Genomic DNA, 1,398 nt, shown 5'->3' on the forward strand with positions numbered 1-1,398 from the left:
AAGTTTCTGTGTTCGCATGTTAAACATAGGATAAGAAATATGTGATATACTTTGAGAAGTTTATAATGAATGAAATATGGAGGACTATAATTATGGCAATACTTGTAACAGGTGGAGCAGGATATATTGGTAGTCATACATGTGTAGAATTACTAAATAGCGGTTACGAAGTTATAGTAGTGGATAATCTTTCGAATAGCTCGGTAGAATCTATAAATCGAGTAAAAGAAATAACAGGAAAACAATTTAAGTTTTATAAAGAAGATGTTTTAAATCGCGAAGCGCTTGACGCAATTTTTGAAGAAAATTCAATTGAAGCAGTTATTCACTTTGCAGGATTTAAAGCTGTAGGGGAGTCAGTAGCGATTCCATTAACATATTATCATAACAACATTACAAGCACGTTAGTGCTATGTGAAGTAATGCAGAAACATAATGTAAAGAAGATAATCTTTAGTTCATCTGCAACTGTATATGGTATCCCGGAAACGTCACCGATTACGGAGGAGTTTCCATTAAGTGCAACAAATCCATATGGTCAAACGAAATTAATGATTGAGCAAATTATGCGTGATGTAGCATTTGCAGATGCAGAATGGAGTATCGCATTACTTCGCTATTTCAATCCATTTGGTGCACACGAAAGTGGGCGTATCGGAGAAGATCCAAATGGAATCCCAAATAACTTAATGCCATATGTAACGCAAGTAGCGGTAGGTAAGTTAAAAGAATTAAGCGTATTCGGAAATGACTATCCAACGAAAGATGGAACAGGAGTCCGTGATTACATCCATGTTGTGGACTTAGCAAATGGTCACGTAAAGGCGCTTGAGAAAGTACTGAGTACAACAGGAGTAGATGCTTATAACCTGGGCACAGGCATGGGCTATAGTGTACTAGAGATGGTTGAAGCGTTTGAAAAAGTTTCGGGCAAGAAAGTTCCTTATAAAATTACAGAGCGTCGCCCAGGTGATGTGGCAGTATGTTTTGCTGATGCATCGAAAGCAAAGCGTGAATTAGGCTGGGAGGCAACACGCGGATTAGAAGAAATGTGTGCTGACTCTTGGAAATGGCAATCAAATAATAAAAATGGCTATTTAGAAGTTTAATGATGAATATAAAAAATGACCTTTGCATAAAAGCAAGAGGTCATTTTTTATATTCATTTTCTACTAAGTTTATTAGCGAACCTAGAAAAGAACGTTCGCTGTTTTAAATGATATGATTTTACAATATCTTATGCTAGAAGGTAGTAGAATGAGATAGAGTAATGTATTATTTTATTAATTTTTTATGGGAATTGAAAGCGTATTATTGAAATGTATTCCAACACTTGTATCATTGCTAGAGTACGTTTATAATCAAGGAATCCTAGTTCATGTTTTGATAGGAGTATTT

Annotated in this window: 1 protein-coding gene; it reads left to right on the forward strand. The window is 35.3% G+C overall.

The genetic code is table 11. The features are described from left to right. Positions 1-92 precede the first annotated feature (92 nt). Positions 93-1,109, forward strand: coding sequence for a UDP-glucose 4-epimerase GalE (gene galE, locus ABWK52_RS21635; protein ID WP_000996548.1), 1,017 nt, complete (start codon positions 93-95; stop codon positions 1,107-1,109). Positions 1,110-1,398: the final 289 nt, after the last annotated feature.

Source organism: Bacillus sp. AP50, assembly GCF_040492675.1.
In the GTDB taxonomy this organism is placed as follows: domain Bacteria; phylum Bacillota; class Bacilli; order Bacillales; family Bacillaceae_G; genus Bacillus_A; species Bacillus_A cereus.

Coding starts and splice junctions, on each gene's coding strand:
- galE (WP_000996548.1), top strand. CDS start 93: ATGGCAATACTTGTAACAGGTGGAGCAGGATATATTGGTAGTCATACA.